The 21,819-nt window shown below is 46.9% G+C and carries 15 protein-coding genes and 1 tRNA gene; 5 read left to right on the top strand and 11 right to left on the bottom strand.

Going from position 1 to position 21,819, the window contains the following annotated elements; all coding sequences use genetic code 11:
• Positions 1-70 precede the first annotated feature (70 nt).
• Positions 71-1,069: a sugar phosphate nucleotidyltransferase gene (locus IEY39_RS15850; protein WP_188933261.1), complete on the top strand. Its 999-nt coding sequence runs from the start codon at positions 71-73 to the stop codon at positions 1,067-1,069.
• A 176-nt stretch (positions 1,070-1,245) separates the two neighbouring features.
• Positions 1,246-1,656 (top strand): carboxypeptidase-like regulatory domain-containing protein, encoded by a 411-nt coding sequence (locus IEY39_RS15845; protein WP_188933259.1) that lies wholly within the window; start codon positions 1,246-1,248, stop codon positions 1,654-1,656.
• A 255-nt stretch (positions 1,657-1,911) separates the two neighbouring features.
• Here the strand turns inward: IEY39_RS15845 and IEY39_RS15840 are convergent, their stop codons facing one another.
• From IEY39_RS15840 to IEY39_RS15830, 3 genes are all read right to left on the bottom strand, one after another.
• Positions 1,912-3,246, bottom strand: a complete 1,335-nt coding sequence (locus IEY39_RS15840; protein WP_188933257.1) for an ABC transporter permease — start codon at positions 3,244-3,246, stop codon at positions 1,912-1,914.
• Positions 3,247-3,250: 4 nt separating this feature from the next.
• A complete protein-coding gene (locus tag IEY39_RS15835) occupies positions 3,251-4,192 on the bottom strand; it encodes an ABC transporter ATP-binding protein (RefSeq protein WP_188933255.1) in 942 nt (313 codons plus the stop codon).
• A gap of 78 nt (positions 4,193-4,270) precedes the next feature.
• Positions 4,271-5,818, bottom strand: a complete 1,548-nt coding sequence (locus IEY39_RS15830) for an NAD(P)/FAD-dependent oxidoreductase (RefSeq protein WP_188933253.1) — start codon at positions 5,816-5,818, stop codon at positions 4,271-4,273.
• 689 nt (positions 5,819-6,507) lie between these two features.
• Between IEY39_RS15830 and dnaA the strand changes: the two genes are divergently transcribed.
• A complete protein-coding gene (gene dnaA / locus IEY39_RS15825; RefSeq protein WP_188933251.1) occupies positions 6,508-7,941 on the top strand; it encodes a chromosomal replication initiator protein DnaA in 1,434 nt (477 codons plus the stop codon).
• A gap of 298 nt (positions 7,942-8,239) precedes the next feature.
• Positions 8,240-8,330, top strand: a tRNA-Ser gene (locus IEY39_RS15820).
• Positions 8,331-8,623: 293 nt separating this feature from the next.
• Here IEY39_RS15820 and IEY39_RS15815 read toward each other — a convergent pair.
• The 4 genes from IEY39_RS15815 to IEY39_RS15800 form a co-directional block, all read right to left on the bottom strand.
• Positions 8,624-9,541 carry a hypothetical protein gene (locus IEY39_RS15815; RefSeq protein WP_188933250.1) on the bottom strand — a complete coding sequence of 306 codons (918 nt, stop codon included), beginning with the start codon at positions 9,539-9,541 and terminating at the stop codon, positions 8,624-8,626.
• A 251-nt stretch (positions 9,542-9,792) separates the two neighbouring features.
• Positions 9,793-10,407, bottom strand: a complete 615-nt coding sequence (locus IEY39_RS15810; protein WP_188933248.1) for a hypothetical protein — start codon at positions 10,405-10,407, stop codon at positions 9,793-9,795.
• 779 nt (positions 10,408-11,186) lie between these two features.
• Positions 11,187-12,848, bottom strand: a complete 1,662-nt coding sequence (locus IEY39_RS15805) for a M1 family metallopeptidase (protein ID WP_188933246.1) — start codon at positions 12,846-12,848, stop codon at positions 11,187-11,189.
• 51 nt (positions 12,849-12,899) lie between these two features.
• A complete protein-coding gene (locus tag IEY39_RS15800; protein ID WP_188933244.1) occupies positions 12,900-14,360 on the bottom strand; it encodes a serine hydrolase domain-containing protein in 1,461 nt (486 codons plus the stop codon).
• 217 nt (positions 14,361-14,577) lie between these two features.
• Between IEY39_RS15800 and IEY39_RS15795 the strand changes: the two genes are divergently transcribed.
• Positions 14,578-15,411: a collagen-like domain-containing protein gene (locus tag IEY39_RS15795; RefSeq protein ID WP_188933242.1), complete on the top strand. Its 834-nt coding sequence runs from the start codon at positions 14,578-14,580 to the stop codon at positions 15,409-15,411.
• A gap of 59 nt (positions 15,412-15,470) precedes the next feature.
• Here the strand turns inward: IEY39_RS15795 and IEY39_RS15790 are convergent, their stop codons facing one another.
• The 4 genes from IEY39_RS15790 to IEY39_RS15775 form a co-directional block, all read right to left on the bottom strand.
• Positions 15,471-17,171 carry a glycosyl hydrolase family 28-related protein gene (locus IEY39_RS15790; protein WP_188933240.1) on the bottom strand — a complete coding sequence of 567 codons (1,701 nt, stop codon included), beginning with the start codon at positions 17,169-17,171 and terminating at the stop codon, positions 15,471-15,473.
• 64 nt (positions 17,172-17,235) lie between these two features.
• A complete protein-coding gene (locus tag IEY39_RS15785) occupies positions 17,236-18,006 on the bottom strand; it encodes a sulfite exporter TauE/SafE family protein (RefSeq protein ID WP_188933238.1) in 771 nt (256 codons plus the stop codon).
• Positions 18,007-18,100: 94 nt separating this feature from the next.
• Complete coding sequence (locus IEY39_RS15780) at positions 18,101-18,586, bottom strand: DoxX family protein (RefSeq protein ID WP_188933236.1); 486 nt, start codon at positions 18,584-18,586, stop codon at positions 18,101-18,103.
• Between the two features lie 656 nt (positions 18,587-19,242).
• Positions 19,243-21,789, bottom strand: coding sequence for a tetratricopeptide repeat-containing sensor histidine kinase (locus IEY39_RS15775; protein ID WP_188933235.1), 2,547 nt, complete (start codon positions 21,787-21,789; stop codon positions 19,243-19,245).
• Positions 21,790-21,819 lie beyond the last annotated feature (30 nt).

The following is a 21,819-nucleotide window of genomic DNA, read 5'->3' as shown; positions in this document are numbered from 1 at the left end:
AAAAATAGGTCAAAAAGAATAATTTTCACTATTTTACGCTCGTAACCGGATGATCCGGTAACCATTCGACATGAAAGCGATCATTCCCGTGGCAGGCGCCGGCACCAAACTACGTCCGCACACTTATACGCAACCTAAGGCTTTGATACCGCTGGCGGGTAAGACCATCCTCTCCATCATCGTCGATCAATTGACGGAGGCCGGCATCACCGAATTCATCTTCATCGTTGGCTATCTTGGCGAGAAGATCCAGGATTTTGTCAAACAGCGATATCCGCAACTGACGGCGCATTTTGTCTACCAGAACGAGCGTCAGGGCATCGGTCACGCCGTATTGCTCACCCGTAGCATCGTCGGCGATGACGAAGTATTCATCGTGCTGGGCGACACCATCTGTGAATATGATGTAAAAGATGTCCTGAATCAACCCCATTCCTTATTGGGTGTCAAAAGGGTCGACGACCCCCGTAATTTCGGCGTTGCAGAATTGGAGGATGACGGCAGCATCGAAAGGGTGGTGGAGAAACCCCAGATACCCAAATCCAACATGGCGCTGGTCGGCATCTATCGCATTCGGGAGACAGAGGTCCTTTTTAATTGTCTGGAAGCCAACATCCGTAACCAGGTGACCAGCTATGGCGAATACAACCTCACCGACGCCATCGAATGCATGATCCGCAACAACGTAAAGTTCCGGGCTTTCAAGGTGCAAAACTGGTTCGACTGTGGCAAAAAGGAGACCCTGCTGGAATCCAATGCCAAACTGCTCAAAAAGTTCGGCGGCACTATCGCCCCGGAGCACCAGTTCGAGAATACCATCATCATCCAACCCGTCAGCATCGCTCCCGGCTGTGATATCCGTAATTCCATCGTCGGCCCTAACGTGGCCATCGGGGAGAAGACCCGGGTAAACTATTCCATTCTGAAGGATTCCATCATTGGCTCCTTTGCGGACCTCTACGACATTGTCCTCACCCATTCCCTCATCGGCAGCGATACCGAGGTCAAGGGCGAATCCCGTAGCCTCAACATCGGTGACAACACCGAGATCGACCTCGGCGAGTCGTAGTCGGACCGGAGGCCCGCCGGCCAATCTCCCCATTTCCCCGGAGAACTGCGGCCCCAGCGCAGTCCCCGCCTGCCGAAAAAAACTACCCCGTGCGGTCAAACCCGGATTTGCCGGAATGCCAAAATTGGGCTAAATTAGTGTTGCGCTCCGCCCGCTAACTATTATAAAACTGTCTTATGGGCACGTCAAAAAAAATCTTATTCTTCCTACTGCTGATCCCGCTGACGCTGGTTGCAAAAGCCGGCACGGGAAAGCTCGAGGGAGTATTGAATGGATATGTGACGGACGCCGTTACCAAAAAGCCGCTGCCAGGGGTTACTGTTTCGGCCTTTATCCCCGGGACAAACAACCTCAAAGAAGTGCTCACCGATTCAGACGGTTATTTCCGGTTTGCCGAACTCCCCGCCTCCCAGGTGACTGTCGAATTCAATAAGAAGGGCTATCAGTCCTACAAAAAGCCCAACATTACTATCAAGGAAAAGACCTCGGTCAGGGTCAACGTGGAATTCTCTCCTGAGGATAGGACGTACGATCCGGGCGTCAACGAATACCCTCTCTTACGCATGCTCGAGCCGGTGGATCAGTAAACTGCATATAACATACTATTATAAAAAAAACGGGGCTGAGAACAGTCCCGTTTTTCTACTACACATGAGGCTTAAAATCTATCTTGATAATTAGGCCTGCCGGTTTTGGTTTCACACAATCCGTATTCCACTTCGAACCGGCGTCAGCCGGTACGACATTCTTCGTATAAAAATACGCAGCGATGCCCGGAATGTTGCACCGAAGCTCAGGCTTTTTTTACCATTCATCCTTTGCATGCCCACCGCCGGAGGCGATTACTTATGGAAGGCCCATTTCCACATCGTCTTCCAGGTTGCTTTTTTCCCGTACATCAGAATGCCCGTCCTGTAGATCTTCCCCGCCAGCCATGTAGTCCCGAGGAAACCAAGCACCAGCAACGCCATAGAGAGACCCAGCTGCCACCAGGCAACCGTGCCGGGGACGCCAAAGGGAATGCGCGCCATCATCACGATGGGGCTGCTGAAAGGAATGATGCTGGCCCAGACAGCCAGTGGTCCGCCGGGGTCCTGCACCGCGACGGTCATAATAAAGAAGGAGAAGACAACGGGCAGCGTTATCGGCATCATCAACGATTGCGCTTCTTGCGGGTCTTCGTTGACGGCGCTGCCCACGGCGGCGAAGAGCGCGGAATAGAAAAGATAGCCGCCGATGAAATAGAAGAGAAAGCAGAAGATGGTGAGGGGTATGTTGGCGCCATTGATGGCGTTGTCGATCCTATATACTCTTTGGGCCAGCTCGCTCGTCTTGGCGACGGAAGAGGCATCCCCCATTGCGCTCGCATGCTGCATGTCCTGGACGTCCTTCCAGGTGCTGGCCGGGATGAATCCCTGGGCAATAATGCCCAAACTGACGAGCAGGACGATCCATAGCAGGAATTGAGTCAGTCCTACCGCGCCGATGCCCGTGATCTTACCCATCATCAGCTGAAAAGGCTTTACAGAGCTGACAACCACTTCGGCAATGCGATTGGTCTTTTCTTCCATCACGCCGCGCATAACCATGGCGCCATAAACGAACGTGAGGATATAGATGAGGATACCGCTCATATAGGCAACGAAAAAAGACGCCCCCTGGTTGGAAGCTTTGGCGGTGGTACCCATATCTTCATAGCTTCGGAAATCGGCGATATCCGAACCCCGGCGGATGCTGTCCAGCTGCGCCCTGCTCACCGCCGTCTTCTCATAAATAAGATGGTCGGTGATGGCCTCGTTGACCCGGTTTGTCAGGTCGCCGCTTCCTTCCAGCCCCAGCTGCTTTTTGTACTTCAGCCGGTAGATAGTCTTTTTGTCCTCCGGAAGCACCGGGATGATGAGCACGGCCGAACAACCCTTGCTTTCATAATTCAGCGTGTCGAGGTCGGGCGAGAAAACAAAACTGATCGTACTGTCGCTTTTCAGATAATCCTTAAAATAGCCGTTGGCATCGATCACCGCTATCCGGTGGCGTGTATGGGTCTGCGTGGCAATGGCTACCATCCCCACGATGAAAAGAACGATCACCAGCGGGAAGAGGAAGGTGGAAAGCAGGAAGGTCCTGTTACGAAGGCGGGTCAGGTATTCCCGCCGCGTGATCAGCCAGATCTTGCTCATAGTATTATACTTTTTGGAATTGCCGGGCAAGGGGAGTACCCTCAACCAGCCGGATAAAAATATCATTCAGGGAGGGCAGTATCTCCATAAAGGAAGTGATGCCTGTTCCCCGTTGGATAAAATAGCTCAGCACATCATTTGGCCGGTGGCCCGGGTCGATCTTTACCACCAGCTGACCGTCTTTTTCACCCACCACGGCGAAGGCCTCCGAACGGGGCGCTGCTCCATTCTCCGCCGGCTCAGCATTCTCCAAGCCCACCTGGAAGAGGTTTTCCTTGAATTGCTGCTTAACCCCGCTCACCGAACCATCCAATATTTTTTGCCCTTTGTTCATCAAAATGATATGATCGCAGATCTCTTCCACCTGTTCCATGCGATGGGTGCTGAAGATGATGGAGGAGCCTTTACGTGCAAGGTCGTAGATCTCGTCTTTTATAAGGTTGGAATTCACCGGATCGAGCCCGCTGAAGGGTTCATCCAGGATGATCAGTCGCGGCTCATGCAACACCGTAGTGACAAACTGCAGCTTCTGGCTCATCCCCTTGCTGAGATCTTCCACTTTTTTATTCCACCAATTCTGCATCTCGAACTTATTGAACCAATATCTCACTTTCTGCGTGGCCTCGTGCCTGCTCAACCCTTTTAGCTGGGCGAGGTAGAGGGCCTGTTCGCCGATCTTCATCTTTTTATAGAGACCGCGCTCTTCCGGCATATACCCGATGCGGAGAATATCATTGGCAGCGTCGAAAGGCCGGCCTTCGAAATGGATAGTTCCGGCGTCGGGGTAGAAGATGCCCGTGATCATCCGGATCAACGTCGTTTTACCGGCTCCGTTTGGTCCCAGCAATCCAAAGATGGAACCCTGGTCCAGGCGGAAACTGACCTTGTCGACAGCCACCTGTGTCGCGAAGGTCTTCTGTACGTCGTTCACTTCCAGAATATTCATAATAGAATAGTTATTGTTGGTGTGAGTTCTGTCCATCCGTTTGTCGCGACTTCCCCCTGATTGTTACAGTTGGCTGGATCAGTTTTGCGCTACCCGGTCTGCGACCCGTTCTCCGTCCATTGCGGCGCTGACGATGCCGCCGGCATATCCCGCCCCTTCCCCACAGGGAAAGAGGTTATTTATCTGCGGATGACGTAATGTACCAGGGTCTCTGGGGATCCGCACCGGCGAGGAGGTACGCGATTCGGTCGCCACGATGACGGCTTCATTGGTGAAATAGCCTTTCATTTTGTCCCCGAAGGCCTTGAACCCGGCCCGCAGGTCCTCAAAGATAGTATGTGGCAGAACATGGTGCAAAGGGACAGAATGAAGTCCTGGCAGATACGAACAGGCTGGTAGATCGGACGAAGCCCGGCGGGCCACAAAGTCGGCCATGCGTTGCGCGGGCGCCACGAACTTCCCACCTCCTGCCGTGAACGCTTTTTGTTCCACGCTTTGTTGGAAAGAGAGACCGGCCAATGGCCCTTCATTATGGAAAGGAGCCATATCTTTTTCCTCCACGCTTACCACTATACCGGAATTGGCATAGGGGTTATTACGGCGGGAGGGAGACCACCCATTCACTACGACCTCTCCTTCCGCTGTAGCTGCCGGCGCAATAATACCACCGGGACACATGCAAAAGGAGAAGACACCCCTGTGGTCGATTTGTTCCACAAGGCTATACGCCGCCGGTGGAAGAAAAGGTGATGGTGTCCGGTATTGGATGATATCGATCAATTTTTGCGGGTGTTCGATGCGCACACCAAGAGCGAACGGCTTGGCCTCTATTAATATATGTTTGGCGTGTAACAACCGGAAAATGTCGCGGGCGGAGTGACCGGTTGCCAGGATAACGGCGTCGCCATCGAAGGTTTCGCCGTCTGCCGTCCTCACCTGCCGGATGGTCGAATCCTGTAGAAGAAAGTCTACAACTTTTTTCTCAAAAAGAAAAACGCCTCCACACTCGACGATCTGTTGTCGGATGGCCTGGATGATATGCGGAAGTTTATTTGTTCCGATATGTGGATGCGCGTCGGCCAGTATCGACTTGTCGGCGCCAAATTTAACCAGCAGCCCGAGGATCCGGTTGATGTCGCCACGCTTGTTGCTTCGTGTGTACAATTTGCCGTCGCTGTATGTACCTGCTCCGCCTTCGCCAAAGCAATAATTGCTTTCGGGGTTGATGACTCCTTCTTTGTTTAATGAAGCGAGATCACGCCGCCGGGCGCGGACGTCTTTTCCTCTTTCCAGTAGTATGGGTCGGATGCCTTTCTCGATGAGTCGTAAAGCCGCAAACAGCCCTGCTGGACCGGCTCCGACGATCAGTACTTGCCGGTGGGCTCTCGATACGTCGGGGAAGGAAAAAGTCTCCGGGGTCTGCTCGTGGAAAGGCTCACCAATAAAGGCATTCACCGTTAGCAGGATATGCGGCTGGCGTCCTCTTGCGTCTATCGATCGTTTTATCAGATGGAAGCCGGTGATCTCTTCTTCCCGTCTTGCAGTAGACCTGGCGATATATTCCCGGATGATGGAATCATCGGCCGCTTCGGCCGGCAGTAACTTTAGTTGGAGAGTTTGCTTCATGTCTTTGACAATTCTTGGAATCCAGCCTTCAAAATTACTATAAATAGTTCTGCCTGTTTGAGATATAATCTTCAACCCGAATAGTACTCTATGAGGAACACTCTCCGTGAAACAGTTTCTGAAAAAAGGTTGAAGCAATCTTTGAAAAAAAAAATCCTGGATTGGAAAATGCAATCAAATAATTTGTATCTTCAATGACTTCACACTAAACTCTACGTATATGAAGAAAGGTTCGTTCACATCGAAGCTCACGTCTTCCTTCTTCATACAAGGTAAGTTGAAAACATCCCGGCAGGGTCAACTGCCGCATTACGCCTGGATCCACTACTACTGTCGTTCTATGCCCCGCGGAGGTGGTTGCTTTGCGATCATCTCCAACTCGCAACGATGTGAATAAGTCCTAAAGAAATGGTTTTTGAAAAGAATGAAAAGGCCTGAAAAGGATGTCAGGTTATTTTTGCGATCGTACTTGTTTCATTGGGCTGGACACGTGTTTTGTAGAAAAAATCGGAATCTTTTTTTAGTAAATCAAAACTGTATGCGAAGCAAAAAAAACAAGTGAATAAAAAATTTTTTATTTCATGAAAAGTTTTGATATTCGCCGCCCCACGCAAGTTTTTTGAATCCGGTTCCTTAGAGCTTTTAAAAATTACAATTCTTAAATCGGCATAAAAATTGGTTATTTAATAATGGCAAAAACGTTTGACAAAGTTTGGAGTAATTGCTTGGAAATAATCAAGGACATCGTAGAATGGCAACATTATAAAACGTGGTTCGAGCCGATTAAACCTGTTGAATTAAAGAACAACATACTGGTGATTCAGGTACCTAGCCAGTTTTTTTATGAATACCTTGAAGAACATTATGTAAATCTATTAGCGAAAACCCTGAGGCGAATATTAGGAAAGGAGGCGATGCTGGAATACCGGATTATGGTGGATAGCGGGAATCATCAGAACAAGCCCCTCACAATGGATATTCCGGCTCACGGGTACAAAACCTTTTCCAACAACGAAATGGATTTTCCACTCATTATAACGAACCCCGTCAAGAACCCCTTCGTGATCCCTGGGTTGAAGAAGATGCAGATCGATGCTCAGCTCAATCCGGTATATACTTTTGATGCTTTTGTCGAGGGCGATTGCAACCGCGTTGCGCGCAGGGCCGGTAAGACGGTTGCGGAAAAGCCGGGCGCCAATTCTTTCAATCCGCTGGTCATTTATGGTGGGGTAGGGTTGGGCAAGACGCATTTGGCCCAGGCCATCGGTAATGAAGTAAAGCGGCTTCATCAGAACAAAGTAGTATTATATGTGAGCTCGGAGAAATTCATCAACCAGTTTGTCGATCACAGCCGTAACAATGCGATCAACGATTTCATCCACTTCTATCAGTTGGTGGATGTCCTCATCATCGACGATGTTCAGTTCTTCAACCGGGCCGAGAAATCCCAGGACGCCTTTTTTGCCATTTTCAATCACTTGCATCAGTCCGGAAAGCAGCTTATCCTTTCTTCCGACAAGCCGCCGAAGGATCTCGATGGCCTACAGGAAAGGTTGCTGAGCCGGTTCCGCTGGGGGCTCAGCGCCGATCTCCAGGTGCCCGATTATGATGTCCGCATCGACATCCTGGAAAGGAAGATGAAGAACGATGGTCTCGAGATGCCGAAGGAGGTAGTCAAATATCTTGCATATAATATCAATACGAATGTGCGTGAGTTAGAAGGCGCATTGATCTCACTTTTGGCACAATCTTCGCTCAATAAGAGGGAAATCGACCTTGAATTGGCAAAAAAGGTACTCCGTAATTTCGTGAAAACTAGCAGTAAGGAAATTACCATCGAAACCATACAGCGCATGGTATGTGAGTATTTCGATGTTTCTTATGATAAATTACTGCAAAAAACCCGCAAGCGAGAGATCGTTCAGGCGAGGCAGATTACTATGTACCTGGCCAAAGCATTCACCAAGAATTCCCTCAAAACCATCGGCGAACATTTCGGTGGCCGCGACCACACCACCGTCATCCATTCCTGCCAGACGGTGAAAGACCTGATGGATACCGACAGCCTCTTCCGCGAAAATGTAATGGAGCTTCAGCAGAAGGTTCAGCTCGCTGCCATGTAAATCCTCAAATCCGCGCGGCAAATTTGCCCACGCTATATCCCCATCCCACCTCCGGGGTGGGTTTTTTGTGGCCCCCCGCCCCTGCGCCGCCGCCACCCCCGTAAGCGCTCCACTGGGCCGCCCAGTTCTCCAAGGATTGCTCTCTCCACCCCCTTCACGCGCCCCGTCGAGGGCCTCCTGGCACCCCCCTGAAAAAAAACATAGTCCTTTTGGGCATACCGCAATTAATCTTTATTTTTGCCTCCCCTTTCGAGATTCGGACTATCCGGTCCGTTTAGACAAGACGAAAGGGCCTTTTGGAGAGGTGCCTGAGTGGCCGAAAGGGCCGGTTTGCTAAACCGTTGTACGAGCTTAAACTTGTACCGAGGGTTCGAATCCCTCCCTCTCCGCAAGACCAAATCAATGTCCCCGCCTTCGGCGGGGCATTTTTGTTTGGAGCAGACGCGCGAGCTTGCTCGAGGCGGATGCGGAAAACAAAAATGAAAGTGAGCATAGCGAACGGGCATTGGATTGGTCTTAAGCCCCTCCCCTAAGGGATCAGCGAGCACCGCCCCAGCGGGCGCAGCTAATCCCTCTCTCCGCAAGTCAATTATCCGCAAGGAGTTGCAATAAAATGCATTTTTGGTCTGCGGTGGGAGCTTTCGCTAGTCCACTTTCTTTTGAAGACATACAAATAAGCAATTTATTTCAGTATTCCCCATAGTTGAAATTTATGTAACCATCCATAGCCATACATCCAAAATGAAATAATCTTAATTTTAATGTATTTGGCAGTAACACTTGAAAACTTAAACTGCTGATAGGGAGTATCGAATAACCTGGCATTCTGCGTCGTAAAATGGCCAATGGAATCAAATCGGCCAGTAGGCGAATCGTTTCCGTAATATAACTCGAACTCTTTTACGTTATCTCCTTGATCAGGTATGAGCATACAGAACATATCAAAAGTAGCCTTCCTGCCATCCTTAAACCCATACACTACTTCGCCAGGATTTTTATCTACAGCGGCACTCTCGTTAGTATCTATAGTTTGAGCCCAATCCTGATCCGGAGCAATGAAAATATGCCCGCCAAATTTTACATTAATAAGATTGATTCTTCCTTCCAGTGTTGGCGTAAAAGAGGCGGGCTGAATCTTATCTTTAATGAACGTGACAGTTTGTTGTAAATTGCTAAGTTGCAAGTCGACAGTAGTTAACGTTTGATTCACTGATGAACTATCTCCCTTTCTCTTAGCCTGTTCAATTATATTCACATTGTTTGCTAAATCATTTACCTGTTGATTGTATTTATCGCCAATTTGTTGACATTTAAGAAAATCTTCTGAAGAAATTTGATGTTTCATATTCATGATACAACATGTCTTTAGGTTCAGAGCCACTATCTGAGCTGCTTCCGTTAGATCTTGAATCTTTTTTTCACCGACGGAAATTTCTCCCGTTTGTTTAAGTATCTGCAAACTGCTTGTCAATTGAACTGCTGTTTGTTGGAAAATAGTATCACATGAATCGGGTTCGGGTCTTGTAATATATTTATACAGTAAGAATATGATTACTAATGATAGAATTGTTGCGGGAATGACAAGGTATGTCTTTTTCATAACAAGGGGTTTTCGAGCGTTAGATATCGAACAAGTATTCTCTCCTTTAAATGGCTGATTTCTTAGACATCATAAGATTAAATATAATATCGAGATATAAAAAGGTGAAAAACACGGTAATTATCCGCAAGGAATTGCAATTAAATGCAATTTTGGGGCAGTGGGTTCCACGGAAAAGCCTTCAGATTCATTCGAATTGAAAGCTTTTTAGTTTAAAAAATATAAGCCGCTGATGGCCCGGACAGAGGAGCTTACACGGGAGTCACTGGTAGAAGAGTTTTCTCTTGACTAACAATCTTATGCCGCTCCCTTGTATCTTTACCCCAATGAACATCTTTACCCCAATGTTTAATTTCTGAATCTTCTTGTTCATCCCCACGACGAAGTGTGTCTATCTTGTAATGTGTGAACGAGGAATCGAATGCAGTTGAAAAATAGAAGTCCTCCAGCAAGTGGCACAGTGCCGTTTTATAGGCATGGTCAAAGTCGCCTACCTTATCAATAGGTACATGCTTATCCCTGGATTCTTGTAGTTGGTTAATGAATTTGACGACACCATAAAATCTAATCGCATGAGCCCCATATTTTTTATCTAACACACCTATTCTTTTGCTAAAATTATCGTAGATGTCCGTTGAAAATGAGATTAGCGGCAGTCCTGTATTATTATTTTGCATGCATCCTTTCCACCAATGAGTGTGCCAATAGAGAGCCCCTAATAGACGAGATATTTCTGCCAGAAAAGCTCTGTTTATCATCTTCCTTTCAGCGGTCGTACGAATCCAGTATATAATTGCTGCGTAAGACGTACCGAGGATGACGCCAAGGAGAGCTACGATGTTTACGGGTTCTGTTATTTTTTCCATATTTAGAGTAGTTCCCAAGAGGTGGATTAATACGAGAATGCGGAGTATTTGCTATCATTGAGTTTCGCCTGCCCAACGGATGTACCGTAAAATGGTATTGAATCATTCCATTGTCGAATGAACTCCAAATTAGCTGAGCTAAGCTAACGTTTATTATCTGGCATAAAAACGTGAAAAACACGGTATTTTATATAGCTACATTTATAATTTACTGTCGGGCAAAAAGTGACGATTACAAAACAATGCCTTGGTATTCCGGCCCGCATCAGAATCGCTTGGAATGGCTGTCCAAAAATTGCTTCATCATAGCCCAAACATCTTCCGAAAAGTTCGAAACTTGTCCCCTCCGCCCGCAAGGTTAATTATCCGCAAGGAATTGCAATTATCCGCAATTTTGGGCAGCGGAAGACAAGGAAAAGCCTTCGGTTTCGTTCGAACTGAAGGCTGTTTACCCTAACGCCGGGATCAAGTATTTAACGATTATATAAAAGTATCCAAACAAAGGGATCGTTGGAATCAGTGCGGAAATCAGCCTGCTGAATCGAAATATTTTGAAACTAAAATATGTCGATAGCATCAACAACAACGGATAGCTGTTTCTTAGGATGAAACTTACGTATGTCGAATTAAGATTTTGAGGATTGTCGAACATAAAAATGGAGCCGAAAAAAACTAGTGGCCAAGCTACTATCCCCGATAGACATACATAATTGAGATAAACGATCCATCTAGGGAGGCTTTGATTTTATTAAGCCATTGTTTGTAGAGATTATTTCCAATTACGGCATTTTTTTAGTCAGCACATAGAGATCAGGGTTGACTTTTAAGGTATCGGCTGAAGCAGCAGTTTCCACCCATGCTTGTTGCCAGTTGGTTGTGGGAAGAATCTCTTTACCTTTCGTCCAGCTAGTGCGGATCGGCATGGAAAAGCCGGGTATGCAGTCAGAGAAGCGGTATTGCATGACATGATCCCTTAATCGATATTCTAACACCGGAACATCTGTTGTACGGAGGTATTGGTCAAAAACCTTTCTTAAATTTATCCCGTAACCGTGGGTAATGTAATTTTCGATTTGCTGCGATGTCACGGCTTGATGATAGAAGGTACGATTCATACCCCGTAACAGCTCACGGAATTTTTGATCGTCCTGCATGATCGCCCTGATCATGTGAATCAGCACCCAGCCCTTCATATACATATCATCGCTGCCATCTTCAAATATCCCGTAGCGGCCAATCACCGGTTTGTCATTGCTGATTCGGCCGGTACTTCTGTCGAGGAAAAATGCTTCGCCTGCAGCCCGGCCATAGCGATCCTCGATAGCCAGTTCTTCTGCAAATCCGGCGAAACCTTCTTGTATCCAGCGGTCAGCCGGGTCTTTCGCGGTAATATTGTTCCCAAACCATTCATGCGCAGTTTCATGGACGACCATTCGGTCTGTTTTCATATCCCAGGCCGTCAGCCGCTTGGCCTTATAACGACCGTGTGCAAAATGATTGCCATAGCCTACAGCGCTCTGGTGCTCCATACCGATGTATGGAGCTTCGACCATTTTAAAACCGTCTTCATAAAAAGGATAAGGGCCAAACCACTGTTCAAATGTGTGAAAAGTCTGATGGACCTCGGGAATAAGATAACTGGCTACTTTTTGCTGATTATAGTCCAATACCCAAAAGTCCATATCTAATTTTCTCTTTTCACCCGGGTATTGATCCGGAACATGAACATATTGGCCTATGTAAAATGTCAGCCCATAGTTGTTGATGGGATTAACTATTTCCCACGTGTAACATGCCGTTTTATCTGAGCCAAGCCGTCTGCTTTTCAGGCGGCCGTTGGCGATAGCCGTCAAAGTATCCGGAACGATGATGCTAACCGAAACGCCCTTGTCCGGTTTATCGCCAATATAAGTTTTGCAAGGGTACCAGGTGCTGGCGCCGCTAAGCTGACAAGCTACCGCCATCCAGGGCCGGCCCAGGGAATCGGTCGTCCATATTAAACCACCGTCCCATGGCGGGTTGACCGATACCTTCGGTTTGCCGGAATAATAGACAGTCAGGGTTTGGAAAACCGATCCTTTATCGGGCGAAACATGCACGAACCAGGCGTCGCCGTCCTGTTCAAATCTGAGTTTCTTACCCTGTTGCAAAACGCTGTCAATGTGTAATGAGCCTTGCAGATCAAGCTGCATAACGGGTTTATGCTTTGGCAGGATCACCTTATACGTAATACGGTTATTGCCGGTGATTGTTTGCGTAACGTAGTCCGGTTTAACGGCTAGGTCATATCGCATAACGTCCCACCATGCCCGCTCCGGCGTGACAGACCCTTTCAAGGTATCCTGCCGCGTAGGTGTACCCTTAATGGCGTTCGCCTGTGCCCGGGCTCTTGTCGCCCCAACTAGCAAGCATAACATTATCAGATACATGCCTTTGATCATAAACGATTGCTCTTAATAATCCGAAAATAGCCTTTTTTAAAAACATCGGTATCACAATGACTTTCCGGAAAAGATCTGGTCAATTCTGCGTGAATCCTCGATCAACGTAAGCTCCATTGAATTTCCTTTTTTAAAGACTATCGAAAACCGATAATCTTCAATTCTGCATAATCGATTGAAATCGATTTTCAGGGTATCATTTGCCCATTTTCCTTTAACGGCCATTGGCAAGCCGAAGTCATGTTCTTTGGATATCTTATACTGATTATTCATTCCAATGGGATGCTCGTCTTTAAAACCATCAACATAATCAAGTAAGATATAATAGCCGGATTTTCTTTTTTCAAAACGCATACCTTTCAAACCCATATCGTTATCAGTAAGCAGAAAATACTTATTCAACTCGTCGTCCGGAAAGCTTTCCGCTGTCAAAGTTGATGTATCGGGTAGTGCAACATCCCTGATTTCCTTTTGCAACAAGGAGTCACTATTTTCCCCGTTGCGATAGGCTTGTATGGCTTCTAAACCGATATTGTCAATATCTCCTGACTCATAGCCGCCACCGCCATTTGTCGCGATGACCATGTTCCGGCCTTTAAAAATAAATAGCCGCTGTCCGCCCCGTCCCACCGCTTGTATCTCGTCCGGATTCTCACTGTCCAGCCACCAGCCATATCCATAGGACTCGGTTTTTTGAATTTTATGCAAGGGTTGAATTTTTTCGAGCCATTTTTTCGAAATTATTCGGTTACCGTTCCAGACCCCATCGTTCAACACAAGACAGCCAATCTTTGCAAAGTCATAAATGGAGATGTGCAGGTCGCCCCAGCCTTGATTTACTCCTTTATAATTTGAAAGCCAATAGGATTTTCCAAAGCCCAGGGGCTTAAAAAGATATTTTTTGGCAAAGTTGAGGCAATTAACTTTCGTTGTTCGTTGCAGGATTTCCGCGAGTAAATAATAATTACCGCTGCAATAAGAAAACTGCGCATTTGGGTAATTGGAAAACGGTAATGAGAGCATATACTTTACCCAGTCTTTACTAGCCCTCATTTCACTCAATTCTTTCTCTCCGTCATTCCAGCTACAATGAAATCCGGAAGACATATTAAGCAGATCTCTTATTGTTACTGCTTTTAGCGTGTCATTCGTTATTTTGTATTCCGGGAAAAAATCCAGGATATGTTCATTTTCGCTTTTGATGAACCCCTTGTCGATGGCGATTCCTATTAGCAATGACATAATGCTTTTTGTACAGGAGGCCAAGTCATGCACGTAAGAATTTTTGAACGGGTAAAAGCCGGCATCGAGAACAATATGATTGTTTTTGATAATTAATAAGGAGTGAATATTATCTCCGTGCTGTTTTGCCCTTTTTATGGCATCTGCCAGAGTCGCGGAATTAATCCTTTGCTCTTCGGGAGAGGAGGTTGGCCAGGCATTCTTAGATTGGGAAAAGGCCGGGGAGGTTATGAGGAATAACAATACGGGCAACAGATTTCTGCATAGCATAGTATAATTGTTTTAGGATGACAAATAGGGGTACGCAAAATAGACGCCGGTCGGGCAAATTTATTCGATGGTAGTGCCATTTAAATATTTAATTGACATGTGGCCGGTTATTGATGGCCAATGGTCGTCATCCGGGGTTTATGGGTAGAAAACAAAAAATCACATTTTTAGGGCATTGTCATGGCGATCGAATCGGAATACTTTCGACAAAAAAATAATGAGCAAACTATCGGTATTGTGTACACTACCTATCTTCCTGGGATGTATGACCATCTTTTCATGCTCCAAATCTACCGGGCCTCAAGGTGCAACGGGGCCCGCTGGATCCGTGGGACCAGCAGGCGCTAACGGAACGCAGATATATAGCGGGACTACTACTCCAGCTTCCAGTACCGGAAACAGCGGTGATTATTACCTCGACCTGACCACTGACGTTTTGTATGGTCCCAAGACTTCGTCCGGCTGGGGTTCCGGCGTTTCCCTGATGGGGCAATCGGGTGCTGCCGGTAAAGCAGGTAGCCAGATCTATTCCGGTAGCGGAACTCCCTCCACTTCCACAGGGATCACCGGCGATTATTATCTGGATGCCACCAACTACGTGTTGTACGGCCCCAAAACTTCGTCCGGCTGGGGAACCGGCATCGTTCTGAAAGGAGCCACCGGCACGGCCAATGTGATCTATTCTGCCTGGGGCTATGGCAGCAATCCCAGAGATACGACGATCGATCAATCCAAATTATGGGTGGTCAATTTCCCTGCGAGCGCCCTGAGCCAGGTTGACCTGAGCACCGCTAGCATACAGGTATATCTTCAATTTGGCGGTGGGGAAGAGGTCTTGCCCTATATCGCGTATGCCGGAAGCGTCAACAGTACGCTATCCTTTATTCCGGAGACAGGGACTATTCTCATCACCCGCTATACCTCGGATAACTCAGGGAGTATAGAGATACCGTTGTCGCTACAATACCGATATGTGATTATCCCTGGAGGTGTGCAAGGAACGCGTATTGTAGATCCATATGCGACAGAACTCAATCCCCTTCATTTCTAAAGCAGCGAACCCCAGCATTGCTGGGGTTTTTGTTTGGAGTAACCGAGCGAGTTACATTTTCATCTTTCCATCCGAAACTCCTTGCCCTCATTTTCTACCTGCCCAAGGCTGCATTCACGAACGTCCATCCTCCCACGCGCACCCGCAGGAATAAAAAGCCCATATTTACCATCTGCACCAACCCCATAGACTGCCACCGAAACATGTCGCAACACAGCATCCGACAGCGTTTGCCCATTCCTGGCGATTACGCTAACTCCATTTGATAAACTGCTGTCGATATGCACGTTGCTGATTATTACCCCCGCGATGCTGCGCTTGTCCGTGCAGATCTCCAAGGCAGCACGCCAGCCCCACTCATGGTCAAAGCCCCCACAGGTCTTTACGGCACAGTTCTCAACCACCGTCGTACCGCTGAAATTATTATCGATCCCCCTCTCCCTGCTCGAAGTCGGAAATGTTGTGCTGATCAGTATACCCGATCCAGCTGTAATATCAGTGAAAGCACAGTCCCTGATCACATTGCTTTCTCCTCCATAAAGGGCCGCCCCATTGGCAAGATACGGTAGCTGACCTGTACAGTGGAGTACAAGATTATTACCAGGAGAAAATAGTTGTCGCGAGTACACAGCAGGCCAGACAGCAAAGCAATCATCCCCCGTTCCGCGGGCAGTGCATTGTTCTATAATCGATCGGCTCATACCCACGCAGAAATTGATACCGTCTGCCATGGTATTTCGGATGCGGCACCCCGTGATCCTCAAGCTGTCGGAGTTCTCTATCCACATCCCTACCTTCGTTTGTTCTATCCAGACCCTGGAAATGGTGGAGCCTCTCCCAAAAGAACCTACTATTCCGTCATTGGGCTCTTTATCATTGCGGTGATCCAGCTTCCCAGTAATGGCCAGATCGGCGATATGGATGTTGCTGCCGTTCCCCTTCAATCTTACCCGCCTATTGGCATCTGCATACAGGTTGTCATCTCCTACCAATTCTGTATACCACATTCCCGCCCCCTGGATAGTTACATTGGCCGGCAGCAGAATATCTCCTGTAAGCTTAAACGATCCTGCAGGTATCCACACGGCTTTCCCTTCTAAAACTGCCCTGGCTATACAGTCCCTGAGCGACTGGGTATAGTCGCCGTTAAACGCATTGCCCGAAAAGTCCATGAGAGATAGCGAATTTAAAGGCCGTTTCAATGGAGGCGCTATGGCTTCCAGGTCCACCAAATCTATGATACAATATTCACCCGGGCCGTCATCCCACCGGATACGGATCACATCCCCTTTTCGGATCTGAAGCCCCTTCACTCTTATTTCGTCATAAAAATGTCTCGGCGACCCCATAGCGGGATCATTGCTGAAAGGATACTTCCCGTAAAGCCAGGCATAACGGGAGGACGCCACACACCTGTCGACAAACCGGCCGTTCTTATAAATGCTCAGTCTGGCACTCAGACCCTCACCAGCCGGGCCGTCCTGAAGACTGTACCGGATTACCAAACTGTTCGCCGGTGCGATGGCGGCGAACTCCAGATACTGCCCTTTGGCCGTTAGCTTCACACAACGCTGACCAGAGGATTCTGTTTCTACCTGGTAGGGACCATATTTCGGGCCCAGGACGGACCCGGTTGTCGTCATCTGCTCCGCTTCATATGTGGTCCATGGGATATAGGCGCCATATCTTTCCTGTGCGGCGCTGACAATGCCACAAAATAAACTGGTAAGAACAATAAAAAGAGTAAATCGAATCTCCATGACGGAGATCAATTTACACCATTTAAACATTCCCTCCTTTATGATTTTGGTTCGAACTAATAAGCTATTTTCCAATCACTAAAGGGTTCGCGGAGGCACTGGTAAAGATAGAATAGACGATCAGAAACACGCCGATAAACAATAAACCTATATAAGCGTATCTGAAAAAAGAACCGTCTTTAAATCTGTGATTCAAAAACCTGCCCAAAAAAATTGCGGGGAAAACGGCTGGCAGGGATATCATAAAATATTTTAGCAATTCTAAAGTAATCAATCCTTTAAAAACATATCCCACTATCCCGATAAAACTGGCGGGTAGAAAATATCCTTGGAGTGTTGCCCTGAAGTCTTTGGCAGTCCATTTCCTCATATTCCCATAGACGACCAATGGCGGCCCGTTTACCCCATATGCTCCGCCAAAAATGCCTGATAGAAATCCGCAAATAAACAACCATAACCTGCTGTCCCTTTCCAGGTGAAATTTATTTTTCCCTAAAATCGCGTAAAGAGCGTACAAGATTATTAGGATCCCTAAACCAATTTTTATCCAGAAAGCATTACCATAGATCAATACCGCTATGCCTATTGGTATTCCCAGAGCAGAAAAGAAAATTAGCCATTTTGCACTGTACAAATGTATCTGCTTATAATCCTGTATAACAACAACCAGCGCCACCAACACCGATATGAGAACGGAAAGCGGGACGGCTGTTTCTATAGGGATGACAATACTAAACAAAGGTACGGCTACCAAAGATTCTCCGAACCCAAATGAGGACCTTACTAAAGTCGCAATAAAACTTATGATTAAGATATAGATGAAAACAGTTCCCATTAGATAAGCATTATTATTAATGATTTGGTTAGGGCCCAAAGAGGCCCTAACCGATGAAAAGTGGCAGGTAGTGCAGTCGCTTTATATCAGACACTCAATGTTCCTGGTCCTGATCATGTCTTTTGGACAGGATCGCGTCTATGGAGAATTTGCCTGAGCCGGAAACGAGCAATGAAATGAGGCCGCAAATATATAATAGAGTGATTTCGTATCCGGGTGGACCAAACAACGGCCCCTGCGGGGTTAAGCCAATGGTTTTAATAGAGCTGAATCCGTAATGAATATGAATGCCGAACATTGCGACCATCATCGTGACAATAAGGGGTATAGCAGTTATACTTACAAATATTCCAAGGAAAATAGCCGCCCCGCCAAATACTTCCACTAAAGGTGTAATCCAGGACATAAGATGGGGAAAGGGGACATTTAATTGTGTTAATAACTTCTCAAAGCCCCCAGGCCCCCTACTTAATTTCGTCCATCCGTGAGCCATGAATCCAAAGCCAATAATTAAGCGCAAAAATAAAGGGGCTATTTGCCGGTAATCTTTACCAGCTATAGAAAACGTGTTGTTAAGCATAGTTAAAAAGTTTGATAGCATCCCGCATTTGCCCGATAGGATCATCAGTTGATACCACAAGATTGCAGTATGCACTGATCATAACCGGAGCATGCGATTACAATAGTCTTAAAGAAAATTCAGTAGCCTTTAGAAGGGAACAGTGAGATCAAATTAACAAGACCCGATTTCTAAGATATATTGGAATGGAATTGACACCCCGAGCCGAAAGTACGTCATGCAGAACGTTGATGTTATTAAAAGGAGGAGGGGCCGGGAAAAATGCCGTAACAGGGACGGCTAATAGAGGCAAAGTTGGGTTTACAGATGATGTCCCGTCATCAAAAAGGGCTATTTCATCTGAAGTATAACCGGTACAGGTATGATTGGAAATAACATTTGCAGTGCCGGTATTTTTTTGCTCCGTGTTTTGCGATGAATCATTAATTAGCGAACTTATCGCATTTCTCACGGGACAAGAGCCAAACACGAAGAAGCCCAGAATGATCAGGAGGCCGCCCAGGTATCGCAAGGACTGCATGGCTCTTTGAGACAGCATACTATTAGAATGGTACATTCTTCGATATTGTTTCGGGCACTCGCAATAATTAATTGCTAAAATTAATAAAAAAAGGATAAGTAGTATTCATAGTTTTCTTTAATCACTGTTAAATTCTTCAGAATGTATTAGCACCAGAAAACCTTGCTTCCTCATTGACGTCGAAAACGATTACAATCGATGTACCCCTGGATCTTTCGATCTTCAATGTCCCTGAAATATCGGATGTAAATCCACGAATAAGACGAAGGCCGAATGAATTAGGATTGCTTTCGTCAACGGAAGGCGGAATTCCGATGCCGTCGTCAGCGACCTTCAATACCTTTGTTTGGCCACCAAGGCTTCGCAGCTCAACAGTAACCGTCCCTTCCCGACCGTCCGGGAATCCATGCTTCAGCGAGTTGGAGATCGCCTCATTTAAAATAAGCGCAAAAGGAACGGCAACACTCAAATTTAAAGCAACGGGATCAATACACAACTTAAAAATAATGCGGGTGCCGGGATTAAACGATTCCTTTAGATAATCGACCAGTTCCGAAATATACGATGGCATCAGAACACAGCCATATTCGTCCCCATTGTAGAGCCGCTGGTGGATCATGGCCATAGCCTGTATCCGGTGTTTCCCCTCCAATAAAGCGTCCAATACGGGGCCCTCGCCGACGCCAGCCGACTGACTATTCAGCAGGCTGGTAACAATCTGCAAATTATTCTTTACGCGATGGTGAACTTCCTTTAAAAGCCACTCCTTCTCCCGGACCAGCTGCGACAGAGATAGGTTCTTCTCGTTGATGATCTCTTGTTGCCCTTGAAGCTGAATGTTCTTTTTATTTTTGAGCCTGTTTCGGCTATAGAGAATGGCAAGAAGGGCTACCAGCAATAGCATGGCAGCGCCGGACCACATTCGTAATTGCGCCGATTCTTGCAGCTTTCTATTTTGCAATTGCGCCTCCTTCTCCAGGAGCTTGATGTTTCTTTCCTTTTCTGCCGTCTCGAATTGCACATTCAGGAAATTGAGTTCTTTAAGACGTTCTCTGGCCAATAACGAATCTTTAAGAAAAACACTTCGTTGATAATGCCGGATAGCACTGCCAAGATTCCCGGATGCAGAGTCTGTCTTGAATTGCAGGTAGTTGACATCCTTTTCAAGAGGCGCCGGTTTATTTTCAAATTTTAAAGCTTTGTCAAGGTAAGGTTGCGCTTCACGGTATCTATCATGCGAGACATAAAATTTCCCTATCTCGTAATAGGCCTCCGCGCCGACTATGTTCGCGGTTAAATACATTTCTTTTCCCAAATTGGCCTGGCAAAACGTGTCCCATTTGATCATTTCCAAATACTTTGTTTCCGCCATGTCGATATTCCCGACGGCGTCATAACATGTCCCAAGGACGTTTTCGGAAATTTCTTCATCGAACATGGACACGGGTGGACTGGCAGAAATATAATTTTTGGCAAACGCCAAAGCTTCCGACGCTTTCCCTTGTGAGACCAACGTTGCTATATAACTTCTGAGGACCGCATACCCGTAGTTCTTTTTGAAAGCAGGGCTCTCGCCGTAATCAATGGACAAACGATAGTAGTAACTCGACCGACCACCTTCGTTCATGCTACGGTAGATATCACCGAGCGACTTATACGCCACGGAAAGATACTCGTCCGCATGCAAAAGCTCAATATTTCTTAGCGCCTGCAGGGCATAATTCAATGCGCTATCCAGATTGCCCTCTGCATAATAGATTTCCGCCAGGTATAGGAAGGCTTCGTAAATGTTTCTACCCCCTGCCTCTTTAAGCAGCGCAATCTTCTTAAAATATAGCTTTTTCGCATAGTCGAAATCATTCATGGTTTTGGCCAGAAAGGCCATAGCTCCATAGACCTCTGCAGCTTCGGCAGTTTCACCGATTGAAAGATACAGATCGATAGCCTTTTGATAATCACTTAGCTGCATGGAATAGGTCTCCGGTGCATACGGCATGTAATTTTCCATTTTCGCCCACCAATATGCCTGGCTTGCAACGTCATGGTTTTGTTCAAACATCTTAATGATGCGGAAAAAAAATTCTTGCCCCCTGGTGATTTGTCCGTTTGCATAGTAATATTGTCCCAGCATAGCCATGCTTGCAATAAGCCAATAATTTGAATGCAGGCGTTCTGCCAGTGATAGAGCTTCCATTAAGACAGAGTACGCAATTTTCGAGCTATCCTTGCCAACAGGAGCCGCCTGCAAAACATAGTGCTCACCGATCACTATCAAAAGCCGGATACGTTCTTCCCCAAAGGTCATGTCGACAATCCGCTTTGCGCCTGCAAGGTCTGATCTGTCAATAGATATCCTGCACCGTAAGAACTCAGACTCGGTAAGCCCTTCGGTAAAGTTAGTTTGGGAGCTGAGGGCCATCGCCTGCTGTGCAAAAAATACCGCACTATCGCCCTCATGATGATGCCTGGTTTCGTCTAGCCAATAATAGATATAGCTCAGTCTCAGCAGTAGCCGGATTTCCATGGTATCGTCGCGCGCGCCATTCAAATCTACTAATGTTGCAGACAGCATATTCGCAGCAACTTTTGGAACAGCAAGGTCTCCGTGTGTATTTTGGCATTGGCCAGTACACCAGGCCAGCAGCCATAAGGGAAAACAAAGGAGGAATGATTTTTTGTACATTGACGGGTGTTTTCCGGAAAGTTGCCCTCG

It is taken from the genome of Puia dinghuensis, assembly GCF_014642875.1.
In the GTDB taxonomy this organism is placed as follows: Bacteria; Bacteroidota; Bacteroidia; order Chitinophagales; family Chitinophagaceae; genus Puia; species Puia dinghuensis.
This window is presented reverse-complemented; position numbering and strand designations above follow the sequence as displayed.

Excerpts from the sequence above, each read along its gene's own strand:
- IEY39_RS15850 (WP_188933261.1), top strand. The coding sequence starts at position 71 with ATGAAAGCGATCATTCCCGTGGCAGGCGCCGGCACCAAACTACGTCCG.
- IEY39_RS15845 (WP_188933259.1), top strand. The coding sequence starts at position 1,246 with ATGGGCACGTCAAAAAAAATCTTATTCTTCCTACTGCTGATCCCGCTG.
- IEY39_RS15840 (WP_188933257.1), bottom strand. The coding sequence starts at position 3,246 with ATGAGCAAGATCTGGCTGATCACGCGGCGGGAATACCTGACCCGCCTT.
- IEY39_RS15835 (WP_188933255.1), bottom strand. The coding sequence starts at position 4,192 with ATGAATATTCTGGAAGTGAACGACGTACAGAAGACCTTCGCGACACAG.
- IEY39_RS15830 (WP_188933253.1), bottom strand. The coding sequence starts at position 5,818 with ATGAAGCAAACTCTCCAACTAAAGTTACTGCCGGCCGAAGCGGCCGAT.
- dnaA (WP_188933251.1), top strand. The coding sequence starts at position 6,508 with ATGGCAAAAACGTTTGACAAAGTTTGGAGTAATTGCTTGGAAATAATC.
- IEY39_RS15815 (WP_188933250.1), bottom strand. The coding sequence starts at position 9,541 with ATGAAAAAGACATACCTTGTCATTCCCGCAACAATTCTATCATTAGTA.
- IEY39_RS15810 (WP_188933248.1), bottom strand. The coding sequence starts at position 10,407 with ATGGAAAAAATAACAGAACCCGTAAACATCGTAGCTCTCCTTGGCGTC.
- IEY39_RS15805 (WP_188933246.1), bottom strand. The coding sequence starts at position 12,848 with ATGATCAAAGGCATGTATCTGATAATGTTATGCTTGCTAGTTGGGGCG.
- IEY39_RS15800 (WP_188933244.1), bottom strand. The coding sequence starts at position 14,360 with ATGCTATGCAGAAATCTGTTGCCCGTATTGTTATTCCTCATAACCTCC.
- IEY39_RS15795 (WP_188933242.1), top strand. The coding sequence starts at position 14,578 with ATGAGCAAACTATCGGTATTGTGTACACTACCTATCTTCCTGGGATGT.
- IEY39_RS15790 (WP_188933240.1), bottom strand. The coding sequence starts at position 17,171 with ATGGAGATTCGATTTACTCTTTTTATTGTTCTTACCAGTTTATTTTGT.
- IEY39_RS15785 (WP_188933238.1), bottom strand. The coding sequence starts at position 18,006 with ATGGGAACTGTTTTCATCTATATCTTAATCATAAGTTTTATTGCGACT.
- IEY39_RS15780 (WP_188933236.1), bottom strand. The coding sequence starts at position 18,586 with ATGCTTAACAACACGTTTTCTATAGCTGGTAAAGATTACCGGCAAATA.
- IEY39_RS15775 (WP_188933235.1), bottom strand. The coding sequence starts at position 21,789 with ATGTACAAAAAATCATTCCTCCTTTGTTTTCCCTTATGGCTGCTGGCC.